The organism is Sphingobium sp. PAMC28499 (genome assembly GCF_004795815.1).
GTDB classification, from domain to species: Bacteria; Pseudomonadota; Alphaproteobacteria; order Sphingomonadales; family Sphingomonadaceae; genus Sphingobium; species Sphingobium yanoikuyae.
In genome coordinates this window covers 1950484-1968882 of the sequence record NZ_CP039248.1, presented here as the reverse complement: position 1 = coordinate 1968882, position 18399 = coordinate 1950484, and the positions used below count along the sequence as shown (strand labels likewise).

Here is an 18399-nt window from a genome sequence, read left to right as displayed (position 1 = left end):
CTATCCTGCCGATCGCAGGAGTTGCTATCCAATGCCGTTTTTCAAGCGCAAGCCCCTTCATCAGATCGTCGCGCAGCAGCCAGAAAGCGGGGCCACAGCCTCGCGTCGGCTGCGCGTGCTGCTGATCGACGAGAATGCGACCGCCCGCGCCGTCATCGCCCGCCGCCTGTCGCGGCTTAACTATGACGTGGTGCTGGCCGAAAATGGCTTCATCGCCCTCAACCTGCTGGTCACGCGTCCGGTCGACCTGATCCTGATCGACATGGACCTGCTGATGCTGCCCGCCGTGGCGACGATGAAGCGCATCCGCGCCACCGCCCTCGCCCCCCATGCCTGCATCGTCATGCTGACCGGCCGCATCGACAGCCAGTCCGCCGTCGAAGTGCTGGAGGCCGGCGCCGACGACCATATCGTCAAGCCGTTCGATTTCGACCTGCTCGATGCGCGGCTGCGCCATCTGTGCGCCCGCGCCGAACGGCTCGGCATGCTCAGCCGGCACAATGCCGAACTCGACGCCCGCATCGCCCGCCGCGCGGTGGAACTGGGCGAAACCCGCGATGCCCTGCAGGAAATGCAGCTCGACCGCGCCCGCCTCGTCTCCTCGATCCAGGCCTTGCAGGATGAAGTCGCCCGCCTCAGCGCGCGGCAGAACTGACCCACAGACTGAGGCCGGTTTCAAGCCGTTCGGGCGGACCATCCGCCGCGATCCGCTCGGCATCCGCCCGCGCCCGGTCCAATATCGCCGGCGCCACCGACCCATCATGATAGACCCGGTCGGCCAGCGCCAGCATCCGCGCATCGCGCACGCTCAGGTCGTCGGGATCGGCGGAGGACAGCCGGACATAATATAGCGCGCTATTGTCCGCCTCCGGACCCTCCGCCAGCCAGACATCAACATCCGGATCACCCCCCATCGGATCGATCGCCCCGCCCGGCGCCAGCGCCTTTCCGATCGCCTGCCGCCGCGCGCCCGCATCGGGCCACAGGTCGCGCAAGCGCCCCCGCGCCGCGAACAGCGCCCGCGCCAGATCGCCCAGCCCGCTCGGCAACAAGACCTCGATCCGCTGCCGCAGCGCCGCCGCCAGTCCCGCCGACGCCCCACCCGTGCCGATCGCGATCAGCACCGGATTGCGATCGACGATCGCCGGCAGGGTGAAATCGCACAGGTCCGGCTTGTCGGTGGCGTTGACCAGCACGCCGCGCGCGCGCAGTCGTGCCACCACCGCCGCGTCGCCATCCGACACGATCGCGACCCGCGCATCCGCATCATCCTCGCCGACGATGCGCGCGCCGGCGCGCTCCAGCAGCCGGCGCTTGGCATCGGCCGCCTCGCCTTCTCCGGTCAGGATGACCGCCCGCCCCTCCAGCCGCAGAAAGACGGGCAGGCTGTGCATCAGCCAGCCACCCAATCGGGGATATGATCGCCCGCGATCAGCGCCTCGATCGGCGGACGCGCGCGGACCACCGCCCATTTGTCGCCCGACACCAGCACCTCGGGGGTCAGCGATCGGCTGTTATAGGTGCCCGCCATGGTTGCACCATAGGCGCCGGCCGTCATGAAGGTCAGCAGGTCACCGGCCGCCACCACATCCATGTCGCGGCCCATGGCAAAGGTATCGCCGGTTTCGCACACCGGCCCGACCACGTTCGACGCGATCCGGTTGCCGTCCGGCGCCACCGCGCGGATATCGTGCCAGGCGTCATAGAGGCTCGGGCGCATCAGGTCGTTCATCGCCGCATCGACAATCACGAACGGCGCCTGCGCGCCCTGCTTGACGCGAATCACCTTCGACAGCAGCACGCCGGCATTGCCGACGATCACCCGGCCCGGCTCGAACATCAGCCGCGCATCCCAGCCCTGCGTCACCCGCGTCACCATCGCGCCATAGTCGGCCGGGCTCGGCGGCAGCGGCTGAGAAGGGTCATAAGGCACGCCCAGGCCACCGCCCAGATCGGCGGTGCGGATGTCATGGCCCGCCGCGCGCAACTGCGCGATCAGCGCGCCGACCTTGACGAAGGCCGCCTCCAGCGGCGCCAGGTCGGTCAGCTGGCTGCCGATATGCACGGCGACGCCCTGGACATCGAGGCCCGGCAGGTCGCGCGCGGCGGCATAGCTTTCCAGCGCCCGGTCATAGGGGATGCCGAACTTGTTTTCCGACTTGCCCGTCGAAATCTTGGCATGGGTGCCGGCATCGACATCGGGGTTGATGCGATAGGCGACCGGCGCCTTCTTCCCCATCGACAGCGCCACCTCCGACAGCATTTCCGCTTCCGGCTCGCTTTCCAGGTTGAACTGGAAAATGCCCAGCTCCAGCGCCAGCTTCATTTCCTCGGCGGTCTTGCCGACGCCCGAAAAGACGATGCGATCGGCCGGAATGCCCGCAGCCACAGCGCGCTGCAACTCGCCGCCCGACACCACGTCCGCGCCCAGCCCCAGCTTCGCCAGCGTCGCCAGCACGGCGGCGTTGGGATTGGCCTTCACGGCAAAGGCGATCAGCGGATTGTCGAGCTGGGACAGCCCTTCGCGGAACACGCCGACATGGCGTTCCAGCGTCGCGGTCGAATAGACATAGACCGGGGTGCCGACCTGCTGCGCAATTTCCGTCATCGGCACCTGCTCCACATGCATGGTGCCGTCTACATAATCGAAATGGTCCAAGGTCTGATCCTTGCGGGAATAGGGACTATTGTTGCGGCCGGCTTTCCGGCGGCAGGTCGAACTCGTCATTGCCGCGCTGGCGCGACTGGGTCAGCAGTTCGACGTTACGTTCCGGGCGAGCCTGGGTGCCCGGATCCATCATGTCGGCGGCGGTCGGCGCGGTCGCCGCCCCCACCGGCACGGCAGGCAATTTCTGGCCCGCCACGGGTTTAAGCGATTCACGGCCACCGCAGGAGGCCAGCGCCAGCGCCATTGCCCCGATCATCAGCCCATTGCGGACATGCCGTGCCATCTGCCTCACTCCTGTGTCGCGCGCGCCGCGGCGATCCGCGCGCGCACCTGATCGGGCGCCGTGCCGCCATGGCTCTTGCGGCTGGCGACCGACGCATCGACCGTCAATACCGCATAGATGCGATCGTCGATACGCGCATCAATGGCCTTGAGCGTTTCGAGCGGCAGGTCGGCCAGTTGCACGCCCGCCTCTTCCGCAGCCGCCACCGCGCGCCCGGTGATATGATGCGCCTCGCGGAAGGGAATGTCGCCCTCGCGCACCAGCCAGTCGGCCAGGTCCGTCGCGGTGGCAAAGCCGCTTTCGGCCAGCCCCCGCATCCGGTCGGTGCGGAACGTCACCGTCTCGATCATGCCGGTCATCGCCGCGATCGACAGGCCCAGCAGGTCATGCGCCTCGAACACCGGCGGCTTGTCGTCCTGCATGTCCTTGGAATAGGCGAGCGGCAGGCCCTTCATCGTCACGCACAGCGCGTTCATGCAGCCCATGATGCGGCCGGCATGGCCGCGCACCAGTTCGGCCGCGTCGGGATTGCGCTTCTGCGGCATGATCGAACTGCCGGTCGAATAGGCGTCGGGCAGCTTGACGAAGCCGAAGGGCTGGCTCGCCCAGATGATGAATTCCTCGGCCAGGCGCGACAGGTGCAGCGACGCCTGGGTCGCGGCCATCAGATAGTCGAGCGCGAAGTCGCGGTCGGACACGCTGTCCAGGCTGTTGTCGGTCGGCTTGGCAAAGCCCAGCGCCGCCGCCGTGGCATGGCGATCGATCGGGAAGCCGGTGCCGGCCAGCGCAGCGGCGCCCAGCGGGCATTCGTCCAGGCGCACGCGCGCATCGGCAAAGCGGCTGCGGTCGCGGCGCACCATTTCATAATAGGCCATCAGATGATGGCCCAGCGTCACCGGCTGCGCCGACTGAAGGTGCGTGAAGCCCGGCATCACCGCATCGGCATGCTCCTCGGCGCGGGCGAGCAGTGCCTGCTGCAACCCGGTCAGGCCCGCCATCACCTCATCCATGGCGTCGCGAACCCACAGGCGGAAATCGGTCGCCACCTGGTCGTTGCGGCTGCGCGCGGTGTGCAGGCGCCCGGCGGCCGGGCCGATCAGTTCGGCCAGCCGCGACTCCGTGACCATGTGGATATCTTCCAGGTCCAGATTGACCGGAACGCCATTGGCTTCATATTCCGCCGCGATCCGGTTCAGCCCCTCGGTGATCGCCTGCGCATCCTCGCCATCGACGATGCCCTGCTTGGCCAGCATCGCGACATGCGCCTTGGACCCGGCGATATCCTGTTTCCACAAGCGCTTGTCGAAGGGGATGGAGGCATTTATCTCACGCATGATCGATGCCGGGCCGGCCGCGAACCGGCCACCCCACATGCTGTTGGAGCCTGCTTCCATGATATCGTCCTTGCGCTCGGTAATGACACTGCTCCTGCTGGCTGGGCTGGCGGCATGCGATAGGCAATCCCCGCCCGCGGGGCAAGCCAATGCGAGCGCCAGCGACAAGGTGACGGGCGACGAGGTGCAACCCGCTGCCGGCGGCAGCGCGAAGGGCGAATTCAACTACACGATCGACCGCAGCAAGGCAGGCACGCCTGCGCCGAGCTTCGCGTTCGAAAATCCGCAGGGCGGCACGGCGACCCTGCAGGACTTTGCCGGCCGCCCCCTGCTGGTCAATCTCTGGGCGACCTGGTGCGCGCCCTGCGTCGCGGAGATGCCGACGCTCGACGCCCTCGCCGCGCAAAGTGACAGCGAAGGTGACAGGAGTCTGGCGGTATTGACGATTTCGCAGGACGTGCAGGGCCAGGCCGCGATCAAGCCCTTCTTCGCCAAGCACAAGCTGCCCCACCTCAAAGGCTGGACCGATCCCGAGAACAAGCTGGGCCTCGGCTATGCCACCGGCGTCCTGCCGACCACCGTCCTCTATGATGCCAAGGGCAAGGAGGTTGCGCGCGTGGTCGGCGCGATGGACTGGACCGGCGCAGAGGCCCGCAAGCTCATCGCCATGGCCAAGGGCGAATGAGGCACAAGTAAATCAACAACGAACCAGGATCAAAAATCCGCCATGCCAGTTGATTGCAAAATGCACATGAAAAATGCAAAATTGAACATTGCGACATTGATGCAACAAAAAATATGCTGCAGAGTTCAGTCGCTGAAATATGCGTGAAATATGTCACTTTTACTTAAATTTTGTGCGGCGCAATAGAGGATAGTCCGCAGATCGTTCGTCCCTCCGAGTGTCAAGATAATGACAATATCAGGGGGCATAGAATGAAGAGACTTTCCGCGCTCAAGCTTTCTCTCGTGATTGCGACATCCTGGTCGGCCTGCGCCATGGCGCAGGAAGCACCGCAGGAACCGCAGGCCGATGAAGGTGCAGCCATCATCGTTACCGGCACCCGTGCCGTCGGCATGTCGGCCGCCGAAGCTGCCGCACCCGTTCAGGTGCTCAGCGAAGAAGCCATCGCCCATGTCGGTCAGCCGAACCTCAACCAGGCGCTGACCCAGATCGTTCCCAGCTTCACCGCCCAGACCCAGGGCACCGACATGTCGAGCTTCTCGCTGTCGGCCCGTCTGCGCGGCCTGAGCCCGAACCACACGCTGCTGCTGGTCAATGGCAAGCGTCGCCACGGCTCGGCCATTCTTCAGGTCGCCACCGGCCCGTTCGGCGGCTCCGCCGCGCCCAGCCTCGACCTCATTCCGCCTGATGCCGTCGAACGCATCGAAATCCTGCAGGAAGGCGCCGCCGCCGTTTACGGCACCGACGCGATCGCCGGCGTCATCAACCTGATCCTGAAGGACGATACCGAAGGCGGCAGCTTCAAGATCACCGGCGGCCAGAATTACGACAGCGAAGGCGAAACCTTCTCGGTCTCGGGCAATGTCGGCTTCAAGCTGGGCGAGGATGGCTATTTCAACCTCAGCGGTTTCCACCGTCGCCAGGACTACACCACCACCGGCACCGGCCAGGTTCAGGTAACGCAGCTCGACGGTTCGCTGCAGCCCAACGCTCCCGCGCAATGGTCGAACCTGACCGGCGACGCGCTGGCGGGCATCAACGGCGGCCAGCCCAAGACCTATCTGACCGAATTCTTCTACAATATGGGCTATGATTTCGGCGGCGTCGAACTCTACAGCTTCGGTAACTATGCCCGCCGCATCGGCTATGCCAAGCAGGGTTATCGCCATCCCAAGCGCGTCTGCTACGAAAGCGGCAATCTGGGCGGCAGCGTCACCACGGCGGCCTATGATCCCAGCATCTGCTATGGCAATACCGGCGTCGTCGGCATGGTGCCGCTGCAGCATGTGACCGAGGACGAATATAGCTTCACCGTCGGCGCCAAGGGCGAATTTGGCGGCGGCTGGAACTATGACCTGTCGACCACCTATGGCCATGACAAGAACGAGATCTGGACCGAAAATTCGGCCCATCGCGAAGTCTGGCAGGAAACCTATGCCCAGTATCTGAACGGTTCGGGCGTCCTGCCCAACACGCCGGACTCGGCCTATGACGGCGGCTTCCGCCTGAGCCAGACCACGGTCACGGCCGACATCCGCAAGGAATTCGATCTTGGCCTGGCCGATCCGCTGACCTTCGCCTTCGGTGGCGAATATCGCCGCGACACCTACACCATCGTCGCGGGCGACTATTATTCCACCTACAAGACCGGCGTTCAGTCCTTCCCCGGCTACAAGGAAAGCGACGCGGGCGACTGGAACCGCAGTGCCAAGGCCGGCTACATCAACGTCATCGTCAACCCGGTCGAAAAATGGACCGTCGACCTTGCCGGCCGTTACGAAGATTATTCGGACTTCGGCGACACGCTGATCGGCAAGGCCACCACCCGCTTCGACTTCAGCGATGCGGTCGCCATCCGCGGCACCGTCAGCACCGGCTTCCGTGCACCGACGCTCGCCGAACAGCATTATTCGACCGTGGCCGTCGGCCCGACCAGCGCCGTTGCGGTGCTGCCGGCCGGTTCGCCTGCGGCGACCCTGCTGGGCTTCTCCGCGCTGAAGCCGGAAAAGTCGACCAACTTCTCGGGCGGCTTCGTCTTCCGTCCGATCCCCAAGCTCGCGGTCACGCTTGATGGCTATCTCATCAAGATCAAGGATCGCATCGCCCTGACCGCGGCCCGTTATGCCGTCCAGGGCGGCGTTGCGACGGCGGAAGCCCCGGCGATCATCTCGGCGCTGCAGGCAGCTGGCGTGGTGTTTGACGCGGCGCTGCCGAACATCGGTGCGCAGAGCTTCACCAACGGCATCGACACCCGCACCTGGGGCATCGACTTCTCGGCCGCCTATCCGGTGGCTCTGGACTTCGGCAGCCTGAACCTGTCGGTCTCGGCCAACTACAACAAGACGAAGATCACCAAGAACAAGATCCCGACGGTCTTCAGCAATATCTCTGAAAGCTATGTCGAAGACGCTTCGCCCGACTACAAGGTCGTGCTGGGCGCCCTGTTCAAGAGCGGTGCCTTCACGGTCAACCTGCGCGAGACCTTCTATGGCAAGACCAGCGTGCTGGTGCAGCCGGGCGTGTCGAGCGCTTCGCTGATCGCCGCCGGCCTGCCGACCATCTATGAAGCGAAGGTCAAGCCGACCGGCATCACCGATCTGGAAGTCAGCTATGCGTTCAACGACGCCATGACCTTCTCGCTCGGCGCGAACAACCTGTTCGACAAGGTCCCGGAAACCCCGGCCCTGCTGACGGGCGTGACCATCCCGGCGGGCACGTCGCCCTATATCAACGGGTCGACCACCTATAACAGCCCCTATGGCTTTGGCCCCTACGGCACCTCGGGCGGCTATTACTACGCGCGTATCGACTTCAAGTTCTGATAGGCTAGAACTGAAGGGCCGGTCTCCCAGGAGACCGGCCCTTTTGCTTTGTTAGCGTTCTGAAGCCGGTCGGCATAACCGGCGGCTCGCAGGACGTGGCAACAATGATAGGGATGTGGATCGATGCCTCGATCCCCATCAGGGGGAAGCGAAAACCATGACCGACCGTCCGGATACTCTCAGCCGCCGCATGCTGATGCGCGGTGCCATGGGCGCGGCGGCAATAGCCGGTGCGGCCCCCGCCCTCGCCCAGCGCGACCGCAAGGTGGCGATGAGTGATGATCCCAAGGCCATGGTCGCCACGCTGACCGACGGCATCTTCATCAACAGCAACGAAAACCCGCTCGGCCCCGCCCCCGCCGCGCTGCAGGCGCTGTCCGGGCTCGATCCGCTCGCCGGCCGCTATGGCATGGCCTTCGCCTCGAAGCTGGAAAGCCTGTTCGCTCGCCAGAACGGCCTGGCACCCGACCAGGTTCAGGTCCATCCCGGCTCCTTCATGCCATTGCGCTCGGTCGCGCTGACCTACTCGTCGAAAACCCGCCCGATCGCCTATTTCGAGCCGACCTTCGATCAGGGCTTCCTGGGCAAGGGCAACCAGCCGGTCACCCGCGCCGTCGCCCTGCCGCTGGCCGGCGACTTCACCGCCGATGTCCGCAAGCTGCTGGCCGCCGCGCCCGACGCTGGCGTCTATTATCTCTGCAATCCCAACAACCCGACCGGCCTGCCGATCCCGCGCGCCGACATCGAATGGCTGCTCGCCAACAAGCCGGCCGGCTCGGTCCTGCTCGTCGACGAGGCCTATATCCACTATAGCGACGCGCAAAGCTGCCTCGATCTGGTGGCGAAGGGCGCGGACGTGCTGGTCACCCGCACCTTCTCGAAAATCTACGGCCTGGCCGGCCTGCGCTGCGGCCTGATCGCCGGGCGCAAGGATCTGCTCGACGGCATGGCCGACTATGGCGTCAACATCACGCCGATGCCCGCCGTGGTCGCGGCCGAAGCCAGCCTGCTCGACCCGCCCCTGCTGCCCCAGCGCAAGGCCTATAACAAGGCGGTGCGCGACGATCTCTTCGCCTGGCTCGACGCGCGCGGCCTCAAATATCTTCCCTCGCAGACCAGCTTCGCGATGATCCATGTCGGTCGCCCCGGCGCCGATGTCACCGCCGCCCTCGCCAAAGAGAAGGTCTTCATCGGCGGCCCGCGCAAGCATATGGACGATTGGGTCCGCGTCTCCTTCGGCACGCCGGCCGAGATGCAGGCGTTCAAGACCGCGCTCGCCCGGATCATGGCATGAGCCTCAGCCGGCGCCAGGCACTGGGGGCAGCGCTCGCCGTGCCGCTGGCGGCACAGGCAGCCCGCGCCGTCGCCGCACCGCCATCGCTCCCCGGCAAGGCCAGCTTCGCCGCCACCCCGGTCGCCTATCTCGACAGCGCCTCCACCCATCCGGTGAGCCTGGGCGCCAAAGCCGCCGCCGACGCCTATCTCGCCGGCCGCACGCTCGATCCCGTCGCCGCCGTGCGCAAGCCGGTCGATCGCGCCGCGCTGATCGCGAAATTCGCCACACTGATGGGCGCCGATGCGGACGAGATCACCTGGGTCCAGTCCACCACCATGGGCGAACAGGCGGTGCTGCGCGCATTGGGCTTCCCGCATGACGGCGGCCGCGTCGTCACCGACACGCTCCATTTCTACGCCGCCTTCCCCATGTATCAGGAAATGGCGAAACAGGGCGTCGATGTTGCCTGGGTGCAGGCGCGCGAGGGCCGCATCGCGCCCGAGGACATGGCCCGCGCCATCACGCCGGGAACGAAGCTGGTCAGCGTCTCGGCCGTCTCCACCTATAATGGCTTTCAGCATGACCTGAAGGCGATCAGCGCGATGGCGCACAAGGTCGGCGCGCTGGTTTATGCCGACATCATCCATGCCGCCGGCGCGGTGCCGATCGACCTGCATGACAGCGGCGTCGATTTCGCAGCCTGCGCCACCTATAAATGGCTGATGGGCGATTTCGGCCTGGGCTTCCTCTATGTCCGGCGCGGTGTCGCGGACCGGCTGCCCCGCAGCGAATATGGCTATTATGGCTTTGCCGCGCCCGATGCGCCGCCGGGCATCGGCCTGTCCCCGCCGCAAACCCATATCTTCCCGCTCGATCCGCACGGCGATGCACCGACCAGCTATGTCGCCCGCCCCGGCGCGCTCGGCCATTTCGGCACCGGCACCTATGCCCAGGCGATCAGCGCCATGCTCGATCATTCGATCAGCTATATCTCGACCCTCACCGTCCCGGCGATCCAGGCCCATGCCCAGCAATTGATCGGCCAGTTGCGCGACGAACTGCCGCGCAAGGGCTATCGCCTCATCACCCCGCCGGGCACGACCAGCCCGCTGCTCAGTTGCATCCTGCCCAATGCGAAGGGCCTGCTCACCGATCCGCTGGCGCGGGCGCAGGTCCGCCTGTCCGTCCACGACACTTATTTCCGCATCTCTCCATCGGTCTTCAACGATGACAGGGATGTCGAACGGCTGATCGCCGCCCTGCCCCGCGTCTGATCCTTTTCGGAGCCCTATGATGAAAAAGCTGCTCGCCCCTGCCCTGCCAATGACCCTGCTGGCCGCCCTGATGATCGCCGCCCCCGCCGCCGCACAGAAGCCGCTGCCGGCCAAGCTGCCCTTCTCGCCCGCGATCCGGGTCGGCGACATGCTCTACATGTCGGGCCAGATCGGCCAGGTGCCCGACGGCATGGATCCGCACAAGGAAGGGTTCGATGCGGCAGTGAAGAACGCGATGGATTCGATCGGCAAGATCCTCAAGGACAATGGCCTCGACTTCGGCCATGTCGTCAAATGCACGGTGATGCTGGACGACATGGCCGACTGGCCGCGTTTCAACACCACCTATGTCAGCTATTTCGAGGGCAAGCGCCTGCCCACCCGCAGCGCCTTCGGTGCCGACGGCCTGGCGCTCGGCGCCCCGCTCGAAGTGGAATGTCTGGCCTCGTTCAAATAGGCCAGCCGGGCCTCGCCTGGACCGTCACGGACAGGCGAGCCTCCCGTCTTTCCTACACGCGCTTTTCCTGATCTATCCTGACGGATGGACCAGCCCCTCCCCAATCCACCCGTCCCCGCAACCCGGTCGCGTCGCCGCCAATGGACGCCTGATCGTCAGCGCCGCTTCCTGGCCGCGCTGCTCGAAACCGGCAATATCAGCCATGCCGCGCAACTGGTCGGCATGTCCCGCTCCAGCGCCCACCGCTTGCGCGATCGGCTGGCCGGCACCGGCTTTGATCGCAGCTGGGCCAGCGCACTGGCGCTCCACGCCGCCCGCCTAGCCGATCCGCTCGCGCCGATCCGCCCGCGCAGGGGGCCGATCGGCCGATAAATGTCGCGTCCCTGTCGCCTGGCTGTCGCGTCACTGTCGCGTCAGGGTCGCCTCGCTATGACCCCATTGTCGCTTCCGTGTCGCGTCACCGGTGCGTCGCAGGCGCGTTTCCGCCAAAATCGCCCGGAAATCGCGACGCACGACACTGTGAACTTTCAACTGTCGCGTCGTTTCGCCCCCTTCCCTTCCCCCGCTTCGATCCCCATAGAGATCAGCCATGACCGACCAGCCTGCGCAAGCCGCCATCGAGATCCGCGACCTGACCAAGGTCTATAAGGGCGGCAAGCGCGCGCTCGACGGGATCAACCTCACCATCCCGCGCGGCCAGATCTATGGCCTGCTCGGCCCCAATGGCGCCGGCAAGTCGACCACGATCAACATCCTCGCCGGCCTCGTCAACAAGACCAGCGGCTCGGCCAGCATCTGGGGCTTCGACATCGACGCCAATCCACGCAATGCCAAGAACAGCATCGGCATCGTGCCGCAGGAGATCGTCTTCGATCCCTTCTTCACGCCGTTCGAGACGCTGGAGAACCAGGCCGGCTATTATGGCGTGCCAAAGGACAAGCGCCGCTCGATGGAGCTGCTGCGCGCGGTCCATCTGGAGGACAAGGCCAATGCCTATGCCCGCACGCTGTCGGGCGGCATGAAGCGCCGGCTGCTGGTGGCCAAGGCGATGGTCCATTCGCCGCCGATCCTGGTGCTGGACGAACCCACCGCCGGCGTCGATGTGCAGTTGCGCCAGCAGCTCTGGGCCTATGTGAAGGAACTGAACGCCATGGGGGTGACGATCGTCCTCACCACCCATTATCTCGAAGAGGCCGAGGAACTGTGCGACCGCATCGGCATCATCAACCATGGTCGGGTCATCACCGACAAGCCGACCCGCGAGCTCATCGCGATGGCGCAGGAAAAGGTGGTGCAGGTGACGGTCGACCGCGACATCGCCACCCCGCCCAGCGATCCCAGCTTCGAGAAGGTCGAACTGACCGACGAGCGCACCCTCACCATCACCTATATGAAGAACCGCGCCAATGCGGGCCAGGTGCTGAGCGCAGTGCAGGCCGGCGGCCTCGCCATCGTCGACGTGGTCACCCGCGACCCCGACCTGGAGGATGTCTTCCTCAACCTGACGGCGGCTGCGTGACCGAAAATCTCCGTTCGGGCTGAGCTTGTCGAAGCCCACGCCTGAGCGTAGCGAAGGCAAAACCTCACTGCGTTCGGCCTGGCCCTTCGACTTCGCTCAGGGCGAACGGATATTGGGAAATAGAAGGCCAGTTCATGCCCACCATCACCCATGACGTCGTCATCATCGGTTCCGGCGCGGCCGGGCTGACAGCCGCCATCAACCTCGCGCAGGATCGCAAGGTGGTGGTGCTGGCCAAGGGCGCGCTGGATGGCGGATCGACCAACTGGGCGCAGGGCGGCATTGCCGCGGTACTCGATGCGGGTGACAGTTTTGCGGCCCATGTCCATGACACGATGGTCGCGGGCGCCGGCCTCAACGATCAGGACACGGTCGAGTTTGTCGTCTCCGAAGCCCCCGCCGCGATCGAGCGGCTGGCGGAACTGGGCGTGCCCTTCAATCCCAATGAAGAGGGGGATGGCGACGAGTTCGGCGAACGCTGGCATTTGACGCGCGAGGGCGGCCACAGCCATCGCCGCATCGTCCATGTCGACGACGCCACCGGCCATGCCGTGCAGGTCGCATTGCTCAAGGCCGCGCGCGCCAATCCCAACATCACCCTGATGGAGGATATGGTCGCGGTCGACCTCATCACCTCGCGCCATGGCGAACGCTATTCGGGCGACGGCCATGTCTGGGGCGTCTATGCCTTCAACAAGCAGACCGGCCATGTCGACACGATCCTCGGCCGCGCGACCATCCTCTGCACCGGCGGCGCGGGCCGTACCTATCTCTTCTCCACCGCGCCGCGTGGCGCGACCGGTGACGGCATCGCCATGGCCTGGCGCGCGGGCTGCCGCGTGTCGAACATGGAGATGAACCAGTTCCACCCCACCTGCCTCTATAATCTGGAGGTCAAGAATTTCCTGATTACCGAGGCGGTGCGCGGCGAAGGCGGCCAACTGAAGCTCCCGCCCGGCGTGCCCGGCGGTGGCGAGCGCTTCATGCCCCGGTTCGACGCCCGCGCCGAACTGGCGCCGCGCGACGTGGTGGCGCGCGCCATCGACCATGAGATCAAGCGGCTTGGCCTCGACTATGTCCATCTCGACATCAGTCACAAGCCGCCCGAGTTCGTGAAGCAGCATTTCCCGACCATCTATGCCCGGCTGCTCGACCTCGACATCGACATCACCAAGGAACCGATCCCGGTCGTCCCGGCGCAGCATTATACCTGTGGCGGCGTCATCATCGACCTGGACGGCCGCACCGACCTGCCCGGCCTCTATGCCGCGGGCGAAGTGACCGAAAGCGGCCTGCACGGCGCCAATCGCCTCGCCTCCAACTCGCTGCTTGAATGTTTCGTCTTCGGCGAGGCAGCGGCCAAGCATATCCGCGCCCATTGGGACGAACTGCCCGCCCCTCCGCCAATCCGGCCATGGGACGAAAGCCGCGTCACCAATGGCGACGAAGAGGTCATCGTCCAGCATAACTGGAAGGAAATCCGCCGCTTCATGTGGGACTATGTCGGCATCGTCCGCACAACCAAGCGGCTGGAGCGCGCCCAGCATCGCATCGACCTGCTGTCGAAGGAAGTCGATGAATATTACGGCAATTTCCGGGTCACGCCGGACCTGATCGAGCTGCGCAACCTGCTCGAAGTCGCCCGGCTGGTGGTCCGCTCGGCGCTCCATCGCAAGGAAAGCCGGGGCCTGCACTACACGCTCGATTATCCCGAGACGCTGGCGCAAGCCGTCGACACGGTGCTGGCGCCCTGACCAAAAAAGAGGCGCGGCCGGGCAGCCGCGCCTTTGAAGGGAGGAGGAGCAAACGCCAGGGGCGTCGTCTCGCCGACCAAATTAGCGCCGATCCAGGCCCGCGCTTTGATCGAGGTCAAACGCCCTTGAGGAAATTGCCGAGCGCCGCATTGAACCGGGTCGGCTGGTCGGCCATCACGACATGGCCGCTCGGCCCGATCGGCATCAGCTTCGCGTCCTTCTTGGCCGCATAGGCGGCCCGGAAGCGCCGGGTGATCTCGACCGACTGGGCCTGGTCCGCGCCGACGGCATAGACCACCGACATCGGCACCCCGATCCGGCCGAGCTGGGGACCAAGATCGGTATTGGCCAGGTCACGCAGCGCGGTGGCGATCACCTCCGGATTGCTGCCCTCCGCCCCCGGCGCCTGCGCGACGATCTGGGCGAGGTAGCGGCGCCCGGCCGCCGTGCCGGTGAAATATTGGCTCAGCTGGTCGGCCAGATAGCCCATGCCATTGGCGGTGCCGCCGACCATCGCCGCCCCGGCGGGCAGCATGTCGACCACCATCACCCGGCTGGCGAGGCCTTTTAGGCCCTGCATCATCGCCAGCGTGCCGCCCATGCTGTGCCCGACCACCGCCGGCCGCAGCAGTCCCGCGGCAGCGATATAGCGGGCAATCTCGTCCGCCACCGGCTGCACCACCGGCCCACTGCCATTGGCGTCGGCGGCCAGTCCAGCAAAGCCGCGGACATGGACCAGATGCCAGCGATAGCCCGGCATCTGCCCCGTCACGCCGTTCCAGATGCCCGGACCGCTGGCAAGACCGGGGATCAGCAGCACGTCCCGGCCGCTGCCGCGCACCGTCACCATGATCCGGCGCGAGGCAAAATCCGCCGCCAGTGCCGGCATCGCCCATCCCGCTGCAAGCGCGCCCGCGCCGCAGAGCAGGCTGCGTCGATCCATCAGTCCATCCGTCATCCGCTCCCTATTGCCGCCCCGCCGCTGAATCGCAACTGAGCGCCGTTCCGCCGTTCAGACTCCTTACATCGCAATTGTGGAATCATTCGTCGCATCGTCCTTGCCTACAATGCGGGTCGCCGCGCCTTGTAACGGCTTGAAGTGCGGGGTTAGTGATGAGTTCGAATGATAGCAGGCGCGTCTCGTCGCGCCTTGTGCTTGCGGTGGTTGCCTTGTCCGCCTGCGTCGGCGCGCCACCCCAGCCGGGTGCCCAGGCCAGCAGCGCGCGACCGAATAATCCGCCGCGCCAGACGGTGCAGCCCACGACCAACACATGGCCGATCAAGCAGGTCGCCAATCCCCCCGCCCCCTACAAGGATATCGACCAGCGCGAGCAGCCCTCGCCCGCACTCGTCAGCGTGATCCAGAATCTGGGTCAGAGCTTCCGCGGCAAGGTCGGCATCGCGGTGCGCCGGGTCGGGGCGGACTGGACCGTCGCCTATAATGGCAATGCCCTGTTCCCGCAGCAGAGCGTGTCGAAGCTGTGGGTGTCGATGACCTTCCTGGACGCGGTCGATCGCGGCAAGATTCGTCTCGCCGATTCGACCACCATCACGAAGAAGGATCTGACCCTGTTCCACCAGCCGAGCGCGGCGATGGTGGGATCGGGCGGCTGGACCACCACCTATTCCGACCTGATGCGCCGCGCGATGACGCAGAGCGACAATACCGCCAACGACACGCTGCTGCGCGCGGTCGGCGGGCCGGACGCGGTGCGCGGCTATCTGGCGCGCCGCCACATCGCCAATATCCGCTTTGGTCCGGGCGAACGCCTGCTGCAATCGACCACCGCCGGCCTCGACTGGCGACAGGATTATTCGATCGGCCGCAATTTCTACGCCGCCCGCGCCGCGCTGCCCATGTCGGTGCGGCAGAAGGCGCTCGACAATTATCTCGCCAGCCCGCCCGATGGCGCCGCGCCGGCGTCGATCGTGCAGGCGCTGGCCAAGCTCAAGGAAGGCGACATGCTCTCTTCCGCATCGGCCCGCGTGCTGATGAACTTCATGGAGGAAGCCAAGACCGGGCCGCAGCGGATCAAGGGCGGTGTCCCCCATAGCTGGACCTATATGCACAAGACCGGCACCGGGCAGGATCTGCCGCCGCGATCGACGGGCTATAATGATGTCGGCATCATGACCGCGCCCGACGGCACCAGCTATGCAGTTGCGGTGATGATCGGCAGCACCACCGTCTCGATCCCCGAACGCTGGCAGCTGATGCAGGCCGTCTCGCGCGCCGTGGTCGCCAATCACGAGAAGCGCTAGAACATTCTGAAGAAAATTAGAGCATCCTCCGTTTCACCCTAATCGGACGATGCTCTAAGGATCAGAAGCGCCTGACGATGCCGACATAGAGTTCGGCGTCGGGGCTGTCATGGTTGAGGCCCAGATTGGCGCCGGCATCGAACTGCATGTCGTCGCCCGCCTGCCAGCCCAGCGACAGCCCGGCCAGCGCCTGGGTGGCATGGCCGCCGGGATCATCGTCGCGCATCAGCGATGCCTCGATCGATCCGGACAGGTTGTCGCTGATATCGAAGCCCAGCCCGGCAACGCTGCCATAGGCGAGATGCCGGCCATCGCCATCCTCATCGACCGCCGCATCCACTTCTGGCGTGGCCTGGAGCGTCAAGCCATGGCCCAGATCATAGCTGATCGGCACCAGCATCCCGGCGCCCCAATCACCCTCGCCGATCGCGTCGCCGCCGGTCGGCAGGCTGGCATAGGGCATGACCGCGATCGAGAAGCCCGAACCATCGGGATTGCGCAAATTCTGCCGCAGCGCGACGCGCATGTCGCCGATGCCGCTGTCCTGCTCGACCGCGCCGGTCGCCCGATCGCGCGTGCGCACATGGCCAAAGGCGGTCCAGCCCAGTTGCGCTTCCAGGCTGTCGGTCAGGCCGATGCGCAGCAATGCGTCGCCGACGTTCACAGTGTCGATGCGGTTCTCCGCATCCTGCTCGCGGGTCCAGTCGCCCAGCCCCAGTTCGACCTGAACCTTGCCCGGCGCCATGGTGCAGGGCGGCGTGTCGAGCCCCGGCCGGTCGGCGCAGAATTCCCGATCATCCTGCGCCCAGGCCGCGCCACCCTGCGCCGCCATCGCCAGCAGCATCGCCGCGCCCCATGCCCGCATCACATGCCCTCCCCTTCCCAATCTGTTTCCAGCGCAACGAAACGGATAGGAAGCGGCAAATATCCCGCGCTGGCCTTTACTGTCCCGCTGCGGCACTAAGTCCCTATGCCGCGCCCCTTTTCCTCGCTGCTCGACCGCGTGACGCCGCGCACCATCGATGAACTGGAATGTGCGCTGTCGGTGCTGGGCGCGATCCTGCTCGCCCATCTGCTCGGTGCCACCCATGTCTCCTGGGCCGCCTTTGCCGGCTATATGGTGATGCGTGGCCATGCCGCCGAAACGCTGGCGCGCGGCGTGCTGCGGATCGTCGGTACGGTCGCGGGCGGGCTGATCGCGCTGGGCAGCGCGCCCTTCATTGTCGGCTACTGGCCCGCCGCCGCCGCGGCGCTGGCGCTGATGGGCACGATCAGCCTCTATGCCGCGATCACCTCGCGCCGTTCCTATGCCTGGCTCTTCTTCGGCCTGACCTATGCGATGGTCGTACTCGACAAGATCGAGCATCCCGCGATCGCCCTGCCCGAATTCGTCCAGACCCGCGTGCTGGAAACGCTGGCCGGCATCGCCGCCAGCCTGATCGTCAGCCTGGCCTCCACCCTGACGCTGCGCCGCCGCTGGCCGGCCAAACGCACGCCCGCCGCGACCGGCGCGGGCTGGCACGGGGATTCGCTGCGCCACGCGCTGCAGGCCGGCGTGGCGCTGGCGCTGCTGGTGGCGCTCAATGCCTGGATTCCTGTGCCCGCGCTGGCGCAGGGCGCGATCATGATCATGGCGGTGATGCTGCTGCCGGTCACCGGCATCGGGTCGAGCGGCCTCGCCCCGGTCAGCCAGCGCATATTGCAACGCATGATCGGCTGCATCGGCGGCGCCCTGTTCGCGGCCTTCTTCCTGGTCGCGGGTGCCGACAATATGGCGCTGCTGCTGGGCGCCACCGCGATCGGCGTGATGCTGGGCCGGCATCTGGAAAATGGCGATCCGACCCATCGCTATGTCGGCACCCAGTTCACCCTGGCGGTGCTGGTGATGCTGGTGCCCGACCGCTATGACCAGCTGGTGCTGGAACCGGGCGTCGAGCGGCTGATGGCGATCTTCATCGGCATGGCCGTGCTGATGCCGGTGCTGCTGGTCGGCCATTTGCTGAGCGGCCGGCGCACCGACGAAGCGACCGCCCCGGCCAGCGGCGAGAGCGGCGGCGTATAAGCG

At 65.9% G+C, this 18399-nt stretch carries 17 protein-coding genes; 11 read left to right on the top strand and 6 right to left on the bottom strand.

Annotation, left to right across the window (positions count from 1 at the left end):
• Nucleotides 1–31 precede the first annotated feature (31 nt).
• A complete protein-coding gene (locus tag E5554_RS09540) occupies nt 32–655 on the top strand; it encodes a response regulator (protein ID WP_037507792.1) in 624 nt (207 codons plus the stop codon).
• Here the strand turns inward: E5554_RS09540 and E5554_RS09535 are convergent.
• The 4 genes from E5554_RS09535 to argH are packed head-to-tail and all read right to left on the bottom strand — an operon-like array spanning nt 636 to nt 4324.
• Nucleotides 636–1394: an NAD(P)-dependent oxidoreductase gene (locus E5554_RS09535; protein ID WP_136186637.1), complete on the bottom strand. Its 759-nt coding sequence runs from the start codon at nt 1392–1394 to the stop codon at nt 636–638. The genes E5554_RS09540 and E5554_RS09535 overlap by 20 nt on opposite strands.
• A complete protein-coding gene (gene lysA, locus E5554_RS09530) occupies nt 1394–2659 on the bottom strand; it encodes a diaminopimelate decarboxylase (protein WP_037517384.1) in 1266 nt (421 codons plus the stop codon). The genes E5554_RS09535 and lysA overlap by 1 nt, the downstream gene beginning before the upstream one ends.
• Nucleotides 2660–2684: 25 nt before the next feature.
• Nucleotides 2685–2951, bottom strand: coding sequence for a hypothetical protein (locus tag E5554_RS09525; protein WP_004208112.1), 267 nt, complete (start codon nt 2949–2951; stop codon nt 2685–2687).
• Between the two features lie 5 nt (nt 2952–2956).
• Entirely contained in the window at nt 2957–4324 is a 1368-nt protein-coding gene (gene argH / locus E5554_RS09520; RefSeq protein ID WP_136188304.1) for an argininosuccinate lyase, read from the bottom strand.
• A gap of 43 nt (nt 4325–4367) precedes the next feature.
• On the opposite strand from argH, the gene E5554_RS09515 reads away from it, so the two are divergent.
• The 8 genes from E5554_RS09515 to nadB all read left to right on the top strand — a co-directional run bounded on the left by E5554_RS09515 (nt 4368) and on the right by nadB (nt 14072).
• Nucleotides 4368–4970, top strand: a complete 603-nt coding sequence (locus E5554_RS09515; RefSeq protein WP_136186636.1) for a TlpA disulfide reductase family protein — start codon at nt 4368–4370, stop codon at nt 4968–4970.
• Nucleotides 4971–5221: 251 nt separating this feature from the next.
• Nucleotides 5222–7792 carry a TonB-dependent receptor gene (locus tag E5554_RS09510; protein WP_026109329.1) on the top strand — a complete coding sequence of 857 codons (2571 nt, stop codon included), beginning with the start codon at nt 5222–5224 and terminating at the stop codon, nt 7790–7792.
• A 157-nt stretch (nt 7793–7949) separates the two neighbouring features.
• Complete coding sequence (locus tag E5554_RS09505) at nt 7950–9086, top strand: aminotransferase class I/II-fold pyridoxal phosphate-dependent enzyme (protein ID WP_136186635.1); 1137 nt, start codon at nt 7950–7952, stop codon at nt 9084–9086.
• The gene (locus E5554_RS09500; protein WP_136186634.1) at nt 9083–10342 is read left to right on the top strand and encodes an aminotransferase class V-fold PLP-dependent enzyme; all 1260 of its coding nucleotides are present in this window, start codon (nt 9083–9085) and stop codon (nt 10340–10342) included. The genes E5554_RS09505 and E5554_RS09500 overlap by 4 nt, the downstream gene beginning before the upstream one ends.
• 19 nt (nt 10343–10361) lie before the next feature.
• Nucleotides 10362–10799 (top strand): RidA family protein, encoded by a 438-nt coding sequence (locus E5554_RS09495; RefSeq protein WP_029547593.1) that lies wholly within the window; start codon nt 10362–10364, stop codon nt 10797–10799.
• A gap of 84 nt (nt 10800–10883) precedes the next feature.
• Nucleotides 10884–11171, top strand: a complete 288-nt coding sequence (locus tag E5554_RS09490; RefSeq protein WP_136186633.1) for a LysR family transcriptional regulator — start codon at nt 10884–10886, stop codon at nt 11169–11171.
• Nucleotides 11172–11388: 217 nt separating this feature from the next.
• On the top strand, nt 11389–12318 hold the full coding sequence (locus E5554_RS09485) for an ABC transporter ATP-binding protein (protein ID WP_136186632.1): 930 nt from the start codon (nt 11389–11391) through the stop codon (nt 12316–12318).
• Nucleotides 12319–12452: 134 nt separating this feature from the next.
• A complete protein-coding gene (gene nadB, locus E5554_RS09480; RefSeq protein WP_136186631.1) occupies nt 12453–14072 on the top strand; it encodes an L-aspartate oxidase in 1620 nt (539 codons plus the stop codon).
• Between the two features lie 115 nt (nt 14073–14187).
• Here the strand turns inward: nadB and E5554_RS09475 are convergent, their stop codons facing one another.
• Complete coding sequence (locus tag E5554_RS09475; RefSeq protein ID WP_136186630.1) at nt 14188–15030, bottom strand: alpha/beta hydrolase; 843 nt, start codon at nt 15028–15030, stop codon at nt 14188–14190.
• Between the two features lie 155 nt (nt 15031–15185).
• Here E5554_RS09475 and E5554_RS09470 point away from each other — a divergent pair, with 155 nt between their 5' ends.
• Nucleotides 15186–16334, top strand: coding sequence for a serine hydrolase (locus E5554_RS09470; RefSeq protein ID WP_136186629.1), 1149 nt, complete (start codon nt 15186–15188; stop codon nt 16332–16334).
• Between the two features lie 61 nt (nt 16335–16395).
• Here E5554_RS09470 and E5554_RS09465 read toward each other — a convergent pair whose 3' ends face one another.
• On the bottom strand, nt 16396–17199 hold the full coding sequence (locus E5554_RS09465; protein WP_136188303.1) for a transporter: 804 nt from the start codon (nt 17197–17199) through the stop codon (nt 16396–16398).
• 105 nt (nt 17200–17304) lie between these two features.
• Here E5554_RS09465 and E5554_RS09460 point away from each other — a divergent pair, with 105 nt between their 5' ends.
• Complete coding sequence (locus tag E5554_RS09460) at nt 17305–18396, top strand: FUSC family protein (protein WP_136186628.1); 1092 nt, start codon at nt 17305–17307, stop codon at nt 18394–18396.
• Nucleotides 18397–18399: the final 3 nt, after the last annotated feature.

Excerpts from the sequence above, each read along its gene's own strand:
- E5554_RS09470 (WP_136186629.1), top strand. The coding sequence starts at position 15,186 with ATGAGTTCGAATGATAGCAGGCGCGTCTCGTCGCGCCTTGTGCTTGCG.
- E5554_RS09500 (WP_136186634.1), top strand. The coding sequence starts at position 9,083 with ATGAGCCTCAGCCGGCGCCAGGCACTGGGGGCAGCGCTCGCCGTGCCG.
- E5554_RS09510 (WP_026109329.1), top strand. The coding sequence starts at position 5,222 with ATGAAGAGACTTTCCGCGCTCAAGCTTTCTCTCGTGATTGCGACATCC.
- E5554_RS09475 (WP_136186630.1), bottom strand. The coding sequence starts at position 15,030 with ATGACGGATGGACTGATGGATCGACGCAGCCTGCTCTGCGGCGCGGGC.
- E5554_RS09465 (WP_136188303.1), bottom strand. The coding sequence starts at position 17,199 with ATGCGGGCATGGGGCGCGGCGATGCTGCTGGCGATGGCGGCGCAGGGT.
- E5554_RS09505 (WP_136186635.1), top strand. The coding sequence starts at position 7,950 with ATGACCGACCGTCCGGATACTCTCAGCCGCCGCATGCTGATGCGCGGT.
- argH (WP_136188304.1), bottom strand. The coding sequence starts at position 4,324 with ATGTGGGGTGGCCGGTTCGCGGCCGGCCCGGCATCGATCATGCGTGAG.
- E5554_RS09525 (WP_004208112.1), bottom strand. The coding sequence starts at position 2,951 with ATGGCACGGCATGTCCGCAATGGGCTGATGATCGGGGCAATGGCGCTG.
- E5554_RS09460 (WP_136186628.1), top strand. The coding sequence starts at position 17,305 with ATGCCGCGCCCCTTTTCCTCGCTGCTCGACCGCGTGACGCCGCGCACC.
- E5554_RS09495 (WP_029547593.1), top strand. The coding sequence starts at position 10,362 with ATGAAAAAGCTGCTCGCCCCTGCCCTGCCAATGACCCTGCTGGCCGCC.
- E5554_RS09485 (WP_136186632.1), top strand. The coding sequence starts at position 11,389 with ATGACCGACCAGCCTGCGCAAGCCGCCATCGAGATCCGCGACCTGACC.
- nadB (WP_136186631.1), top strand. The coding sequence starts at position 12,453 with ATGCCCACCATCACCCATGACGTCGTCATCATCGGTTCCGGCGCGGCC.
- E5554_RS09490 (WP_136186633.1), top strand. The coding sequence starts at position 10,884 with ATGGACCAGCCCCTCCCCAATCCACCCGTCCCCGCAACCCGGTCGCGT.
- E5554_RS09535 (WP_136186637.1), bottom strand. The coding sequence starts at position 1,394 with ATGCACAGCCTGCCCGTCTTTCTGCGGCTGGAGGGGCGGGCGGTCATC.
- E5554_RS09515 (WP_136186636.1), top strand. The coding sequence starts at position 4,368 with ATGACACTGCTCCTGCTGGCTGGGCTGGCGGCATGCGATAGGCAATCC.
- E5554_RS09540 (WP_037507792.1), top strand. The coding sequence starts at position 32 with ATGCCGTTTTTCAAGCGCAAGCCCCTTCATCAGATCGTCGCGCAGCAG.